Source organism: Streptomyces alkaliphilus, from assembly GCF_014141535.1.
In the GTDB taxonomy this organism is placed as follows: domain Bacteria; phylum Actinomycetota; class Actinomycetes; order Streptomycetales; family Streptomycetaceae; genus Streptomyces; species Streptomyces alkaliphilus.
The window spans coordinates 1-7,243 of record NZ_VKHT01000153.1; the positions used below are offsets into that span (position 1 = coordinate 1).

A 7,243-nucleotide genomic window follows, 5' to 3' on the forward strand; every position below is an offset into this window, starting at 1 on the left:
GGACGGGGCGGAACGGGGCGAGCCGGCCGGCGACTCCGCGCCCCGGGCGTGTCGGGGCGGTTCGATCCGGCCACCCCCTCCGGGTGGGTCCGCGATTCGCCGACCCGCGACGGTCCCCCCACCGGTGGACACCCCGGGGACGACCGGGCCGGTCGGGCGCCCTCCGGGGGCCGTCGGGGCACCGGTGGAGAGCGATTCGACGGTCGACGGCCGCCCCCGGCATGTCGGTTTCCCGCCAACCCCTCGGCGCCGAAGGGTCGTTCACCACTCCCGCGACGGCGTGGGACCAGACCGTCCGGCGCCGTGTGACAGGCACGTGAATTAAGGCTTCATGGGCTCCGACCCCCTTGCGCGATTCCTGTGACGGGGTGAATCTTTTCCCCGGCGGGGCGTCCGTCACCTCGGACACCACCGGGATCAATTTGTCATGCCCATGCCCCAGATGGGCTCCGGGTCCGCCACCCCGGGCACCAGGCACCACCTGCCCGTCCCCCCACTCGCGCACCACGCTGAGGAAGGACCCTCGATGTCAGTGCCGCGCACCCCCCTGAGCCGTTCCGGACTGCGTCTGACCGTGACCGGCGCCGCAGTCCTCGCCCTCGGACTCGGCATCCTGCCAGCCGTCTCGCACGCCGCGGCGGCCGAGGAACCGGTCGGCGTCATCCTCAACGCCGACGCCCCCGAGGCCGTCGAGGGCAGCTACATCGTCATCTTCAAGGACGAGGTGGAGGCCGGATCCACCGAGGCCGAGAAGCTCGCCGAGGACTTCGACGCCGAGATCACCAGCACCTGGGAATCGGTGCTCAACGGTGTCGCGATCGAGGCCGACGAGGCGGACGCCGCGAAGCTCGCCGCCCACCCGGCCGTCGAGGCCGTGGTCCAGGACGAGGTCGTCCACACCACCGCCACCCAGGTCAACCCACCCTCCTGGGGTCTGGACCGCATCGACCAGCCGGCCCTCCCGCTGAACAACTCCTACACCTATCCCGACCAGGCCGGCGCCGGGGTCACGATCTACATCGTGGACACCGGCATCCGGTACACCCACAACGACTTCGGCGGCCGGGCGCGCTTCGGCTACGACGCCTTCGGCGGCAACGGCTCCGACGGCAACGGCCACGGCACCCACGTCGCCGGCACCGCCGCGGGCACCGCCTACGGCGTCGCCAAGCGGGCCGACCTGGTCAGCGTGAAGGTGCTCAACAACTCCGGCTCCGGCACCGTCCAGTCCGTGGTCAACGGCATCAACTGGATCACCCGCAACGCCTCCGGCCCCTCGGTCGCCAACATGAGCCTGGGCGGCGGCGCCAACAGCGTCATCGACCAGGCCGTCCGCGACTCCATCGCCTCCGGCGTCACCTACGTCGTCGCCGCCGGCAACAGCAACGCCAACGCCGGCAACTCCTCCCCCGCCCGGGTCACCCAGGCCATCACGGTCGCCGCGAGCACCAGCTCCGACAGCCGCGCCTCCTTCTCCAACTACGGCTCGGTCGTCGACATCTTCGCCCCCGGACAGAGCATCGCCGCCCCCTGGCACACCTCCAACACGGCGGTGAACACCATCTCCGGCACCTCGATGGCCGCCCCGCACGTCGCCGGTGCCGCCGCCCTCGTGCTGGGCGGCAGCCCGAGCCTGTCCCCCGCCCAGGTGGAATCCCGGCTCGTCTCCCTGTCCACCACCGGACGGATCTCCAACCCCGGCAGCGGCAGCCCCAACCGCCTGCTGCGGGTGCCCTGACCCGGACCCCCTCACCGGAGTCCGGAACCACCGGGACCCTCCGAACCGGGTGACACCGCGCCTGCGGCCCGGTGACCCACCACCCGTCGCGTGACACGAGCCGGGCGTCTCCCCACCGGGGGACGCCCGGTTCCGTGCGGTGGGAGGAGCACCGGGGCGGGGTCGCCGGCCCGCCTCAGCCCTCCGCGAGCACGCAGCCCAGCAACTCCGCGCTGGTACCGCGCTGGGTGGTGCGCAACGTCACCGCCCGCAGCTCCACCTCGCCCTCCGCCTCGAAGCGGAACTGGGCCCGGCCGACCTCCAGCCCGTCCTCGGCCTGGGAACGCACCGTGCACACCCCGACACCGTCGGCCGGCTTGCGCACCTGGAGGACCGCCTCGACCTCCTCATCGGAGACCACGGTGAAGCCGGTCAGGGTGCCGGTGACCCGCTCCCCGCCGATCACGGAGATCCCCGTCCACACCAGGAAGGCCAGGAAGAGCGCCCCGAGACCGGCACCGACCATCCGCAGTCGGCGATCGGTGCGGGCGTCGTCGGGGGCCGAGCGCCCGTAACGACCGGGCGGGGGCGCGGGGCGGGCACCGCCGGACGGGACGGCGGACGGCGTCCCGGCCGCCCCGGGGTGCCTCTCGGACGTCATGCGTGGTTCCTCGCGTTCCCGGTGTGCTCGTGTCCTGTCGGGGGACTCGTGTGGTCCCTGTGGTGCGGGTGACCCCACCGGTCCACCGTCCCGCCCGGGTGGACTTCCCGGCCACCCGGCGTCGTTTTCCGGCCCGCCCCGGCCGGCGGATCCCGCGACCGCGAAAAGCGCCGGAAAAGCGGGAATGGGGAGCCTTCCCCATCGGTCACTATAGAAGGCGTATCCCGGAGCGAGACGGCGAGGACCGAGTCTTGACAGAGCAACTGCGGTTGATGGCCGTGCACGCGCACCCCGACGACGAGTCGAGCAAGGGTGCGGCGACGATGGCCAAGTACGTGGCCGAGGGTGTCGAGGTGATGGTGGTCACCTGCACCGGCGGCGAACGCGGATCGATCCTCAACCCGCGCCTGCAGGGCGACCGGTACATCGAGGAGAACATCCACGAGGTGCGGGCCAGGGAGATGGCGGAGGCCCGGGAGATCCTGGGCGTGCGGCAGGAGTGGCTGGGGTTCGTGGACTCCGGGCTGCCCGAGGGCGACCCGCTGCCACCGCTTCCCGAGGGCTGCTTCGCGCTGATGGACGCGGAGGAGGCGGCGGAGCCACTGGTGCGACTGATCCGATCCTTCCGCCCGCAGGTGATCACCACCTACGACGAGAACGGCGGCTACCCGCACCCGGACCACATCATGACGCACACCGTCTCGATGGTGGCCTTCGACGCAGCGGGCGACCCGGAGCGCTACCCGGGCACCGGCGAGCCGTGGGAGCCGCTGAAGCTCTACTACAACCAGGGCTTCAACCGCCCCCGCACGCTGGCGCTGCACAACGCGATGCTGGAGCGCGGCATGGACTCCCCGTACGGGGATTGGCTGCGCCGGTGGGACGAGTTCCAGCGGGCGGGGCGTGAGCTGACCACGTACGTGCCGTGCGCGGAGTACTTCCCGATCCGCGACAAGGCGCTGCTGGCGCACGCCACCCAGATCGATCCGGACGGCGGCTGGTTCAAGGTGCCGCTGGAGGTGCAGCAGGAGGTGTGGCCGACCGAGGAGTACGAACTGGCCCGCAGCCGGGTGGACACCACCCTGCCGGAGTCGGACCTGTTCGCGGGGTTGCGTGACCCAACGGCCGACCGGGGGTCCGCCGCTTCCGGAACACCCGGGACAATGGCCCCATGAGCGACCCGACCTCCCTGGTGACGTTCCTGGCCGAGCCGGCGCGGGAGCTGAACGAGTTCACCGTGACCCCCGGCGTGCTGGGGTTCACGATCTTCGCCGCCCTCGGCGCGGCGGTGTGGATCCTGCTGCGCTCGATGAGCGGCCGGCTCAACCGTCTGGACGCCCGCCGGGACAAAGGCGGGGACTGAAGCCCGGACACCGGGTGGGGAGCCGACCGCGTCGGCCTCCCACCCGGTGCGACGGGTCCCCCGGGCCCCGGGCGGTTCAGTCGGTGACCCCGATCACGTCGGCGGCGGCGCGGCGCGGCACCAGGCCCAGCCGCCACGCCGTCCATCCCTCCTCCGGTCCCCGGTCGCGCCCCAGCATCACCGCGAACGCCTCCACCGCGTCCGCGAGCGCCGGGTCGCGCAACGGGTGGTCCTCGTGTCGCAGCCGTTCCAGTTCCTCCTGCGCGACCACCGCCCCGACCTCCGGACCGCCCGGTGAGGCGAGCGGCAGCAGCGTGCAGCGCAGGAAGCGCGCCCAATCGGTGCCGCGGGCGTCCGGCGCCCCCTCCCCGTACCCCTCGGCGAAGACCGCCAGCGCCTCGTCGGCCAGGGTCAGGGCCTGTCCGGGGCGCTCGTTGCCGGCGTCGACGACGGCCAGCTCCAGCGCCGACCAGGCGTCCCCGTAGGGCGCGCCGGCGCGGCGGAAGTCGCGACGGGCGTCGACCAGCAGCTGGCGGGAGAAGCCGCTGTTGCGCAGCGATCCGGTGGCCTCGGCCCGGACGTCACGGGTGACGCGGCCGGAGTGGTGGCGGGCGGAGGCCAGGCCGTGGATGTCCGGCATGCGGTTGAACATGCCGCGCGCCCGCTCCAGCAGGCGCACCCCCTCGGCGGGATCGCCCCGCTCCTCCAACGCCAACCCCAGGTGGTGCAGGGTCCACGCCTCCCCTCGCACGTCCTCGGTCTCCCGGTGGCGGGCCAGAGCGGTCTCCAGTCGCTCGGCGGCGCCGGTGACGTCGCCGCCGATCAGGCGGGACCGACCGGACTCGGTGAGCACCCAGGCGCCGCCGCGGGGGTCGCGGGAGCGCTCGTACAGCTCGGCGGCGGCCTCCAGCTCGCGGTCGGCGTCGGCGACCCGACCGCGGCGCAGCAGGGTCTGCGCGAGTTGGAAGCGGGTCCACGCCTCGCCGTGCACACTGCCGCCGACCCGGTGCAGTTCCAGCGCCTCCTCCAGCAGCCGGCCGGAGGTCAGGACCCGGCCGCGTTCACGTTCCACGGCGGCCAGCGCGTGCAGGGTCCAGGCGCGGTCGGCCGCGAAGCCCTCGGCGGTCTGGGTCTCCAGCGCCTCGCCGAGCCGTTCGGCGGCCTCGGGCAACCGTCCCTGGTGTTGGAGGGTGATGCCCAGGTCGCGCAGGGCCCGGGCGGCGCCGGCCCGGTTGCGGTCCTCGCGGTAGAGGCCGACGACCGAGGTCAGCGTGGTGCGGGCCTTGTCCAGCTCGCCGAGCTGACGTTCGGCGACGCCGGTGCGCCAGCGGACGGAGCGGGTGAAACGCCCCTCGTCCAGGGCGCGGACCATGGCGTTGAGCTCGCCCAGCCGGTGCAGGTCGCCACGGAGCAGGCACCAGTCGCACAGCGCTCCGAGCAGCCGCAGCATCGCCTCCCGGTCCACCGACGGGTCGGCGTGTCGGAGGGTGGCGGTGATGAAGTCCGCCTCCTCGTCCAACCAGCGCAGGGCGGCGGCCAGGGAGGTGAAGCCGTGCCGGCCGGCGGCACCGGGCAGGGCGTCGGTGCGGGTGGTGGTGTTGCCGTCGACGAGCCGGATGACGGTGTCGGCCAGCTCGGCGTAGCTGCGGATGAGGCGTTCGCGGGCGGCGGCGCGCTCCTCGGCGGTCTCCTCCTCGTTGAGTCGGGCCCGGGCGAAGCGGCGCACCGATTCGTGCAGGCGATGACGGTTGCCGCGTGCCGGTTGCAGGAATCCGGCCCGGGCCAGCTCCTCCATGTGGCGGGCCGCATCGGCGCGGCCGGTGTCCAGGAGGGCGACGGCGGCGGCCGGGCCGACGGCGGCGCGGCCGGCCACCGCCAATCGGCGCAGCAGTCTGCGCGCGGGGTCCCCCAGGTGTTCGGCGCACAGGGAGAGCACCCGGGTGGTGGGGTCCTCCGGATCCTCCGGGTTCCCGGCCCCGGTCAGGGCGCGGGCGAGTTCGGCGGCCGGCCGGTGTGCCAGCGCGGCACCGGCCAGGCGCAGCAGCAGCGGTCGTCCCGCGCAGGCGGCGGCGAGGCGTTCGAGGTCCCCGGTCGCGCCCGGGTCGTCGGGCGGCAGCGGGGTGGCGGGGCGGTGGTCGCCGAGGGCGGCGCGCAGCAGTTCCACGGCGGCGGCCCCGGTCAGGGGCGCCGGGGCGATGTGGTGGATCCGGTCGGGCGGGGTGGGTCCGGCGTCCCCGGTGCCGTCGCCGGGCGGCAGGAGGTCGGCGGGGTCCATCGGGTGCGAGGTGGTGACCAGCACCAGTGCCGGTGACCGGTGCGGTATGAGGGCCCGGACCCGGTCGGGGTCGGTGGCGTCGTCCAGGACGATGACCACCGGCAGACCGGCGAGGTGCTGTCGGTAGCGTTCCAGCAGGCGTCCGGGGGATTCCTCCTCGCCGTCACGCCCGGCGGTCTCGCGTTGCAGCACCTGGTCGCGGGGGGCGCCGAGCCGGCTCATCAGGTGGAGGGCGGCGGCCCGGGTGGACATCGGGTCCTCGCTGCCGCCGCGCAGGTCCACCGTGCAGGCGCCGCGGAACAGGGGGCGCAGGTCGTGCGCGACGCGGTGGGCCAGAGCGGTGCGGCCGGTGCCGGGCGGGCCGTGCAGGACGACGACGGTGGGGTGGGTGTCGATGCCGGCCCGGTCCCGGTTGACCAGGCGGGCGATGCGGGTCAGCTCCTCGCGCCGGCCGGGGAAGGGGTCCACGGGCTCGGGGAGGCGTTCGAAGGAGCGTTCCAGTACGCCGCGGGTGCGGCTGACGCCACTGCGGTCACGGGCCGCCGGTCGGTGCGCGGCCCGGCCCATGGGGGTGCGGCTGGTGTCGCCGCGGGTGACGACGGCTCGCTGCTGGGCGAGCCAGGGGTTCAGGCCGCGCACCTCGACGGCGTTGAGCCAGGCCAGGCGGAGCTGTTCGACCCCGCCGGGCTGGTTGCGGACGCCGGCCCGGGACTCGGCGGCCCACAGGTGGGCGACGGATGCCTGGAGCAGGAAGCCGACGACGGAGGCGAGGGCGACGACGAACGCGCCGGTCACCGCGTCGGCGACGCCGGGATCGCCGGGGCCGGTGGGGCGCAGCAGCACCAGCGCCACCGCCGCGGCGCACACCGTGGAGGCGCCGACGGCGGCCAGGGTCCGGCCGTCCAGACGCTCGCGGAAACGGCCGGCGGCGTTCTCCTCCTCGGCCCGGAGGTACTCCTGCCACTCCTCGGTGGCCGGGGTGAGGATCCGGTCGGCGGAGGAGCGGGCGAGGGCCATCAGCCGACCGGCGTCGGTGCCGTCACCGGCGCGGCGGATCTCCTCGTCGATGACGCGCGTCAACAGACGCTCGACATCCCCCCGGCGGGGCGCCGGCAGCTCCTCCAACGTGCGGAACGCGGGCCGGCGGGTCGCACCGGGCGGCGTGGGTGGGACGGTCATCGGCGGCTCCTCCCCCACCCGCCCGCGGTCCCGGGACGGCCGGGTGGG

Annotated in this window: 5 protein-coding genes; 3 read left to right on the forward strand and 2 right to left on the reverse strand. The window is 74.4% G+C overall.

What is annotated here, in order from left to right; genetic code table 11:
• The first annotated feature begins 526 nt into the window (after positions 1-526).
• On the forward strand, positions 527-1,738 hold the full coding sequence (locus FNQ90_RS07665; protein WP_228470949.1) for a S8 family peptidase: 1,212 nt from the start codon (positions 527-529) through the stop codon (positions 1,736-1,738).
• 175 nt (positions 1,739-1,913) lie between these two features.
• Here FNQ90_RS07665 and FNQ90_RS07670 read toward each other — a convergent pair whose 3' ends face one another.
• The gene (locus tag FNQ90_RS07670; protein ID WP_182605660.1) at positions 1,914-2,378 is read right to left on the reverse strand and encodes a DUF4307 domain-containing protein; all 465 of its coding nucleotides are present in this window, start codon (positions 2,376-2,378) and stop codon (positions 1,914-1,916) included.
• A 251-nt stretch (positions 2,379-2,629) separates the two neighbouring features.
• Here FNQ90_RS07670 and mca point away from each other — a divergent pair, with 251 nt between their 5' ends.
• On the forward strand, positions 2,630-3,553 hold the full coding sequence (mca, locus tag FNQ90_RS07675; protein WP_182605662.1) for a mycothiol conjugate amidase Mca: 924 nt from the start codon (positions 2,630-2,632) through the stop codon (positions 3,551-3,553).
• The gene (locus FNQ90_RS07680; protein WP_143620449.1) at positions 3,550-3,741 is read left to right on the forward strand and encodes a hypothetical protein; all 192 of its coding nucleotides are present in this window, start codon (positions 3,550-3,552) and stop codon (positions 3,739-3,741) included. Before mca ends, FNQ90_RS07680 begins: the two co-directional genes overlap by 4 nt.
• Before the next feature lie 76 nt (positions 3,742-3,817).
• Here FNQ90_RS07680 and FNQ90_RS07685 read toward each other — a convergent pair whose 3' ends face one another.
• Positions 3,818-7,195 (reverse strand): tetratricopeptide repeat protein, encoded by a 3,378-nt coding sequence (locus FNQ90_RS07685; protein WP_182605664.1) that lies wholly within the window; start codon positions 7,193-7,195, stop codon positions 3,818-3,820.
• Positions 7,196-7,243: the final 48 nt, after the last annotated feature.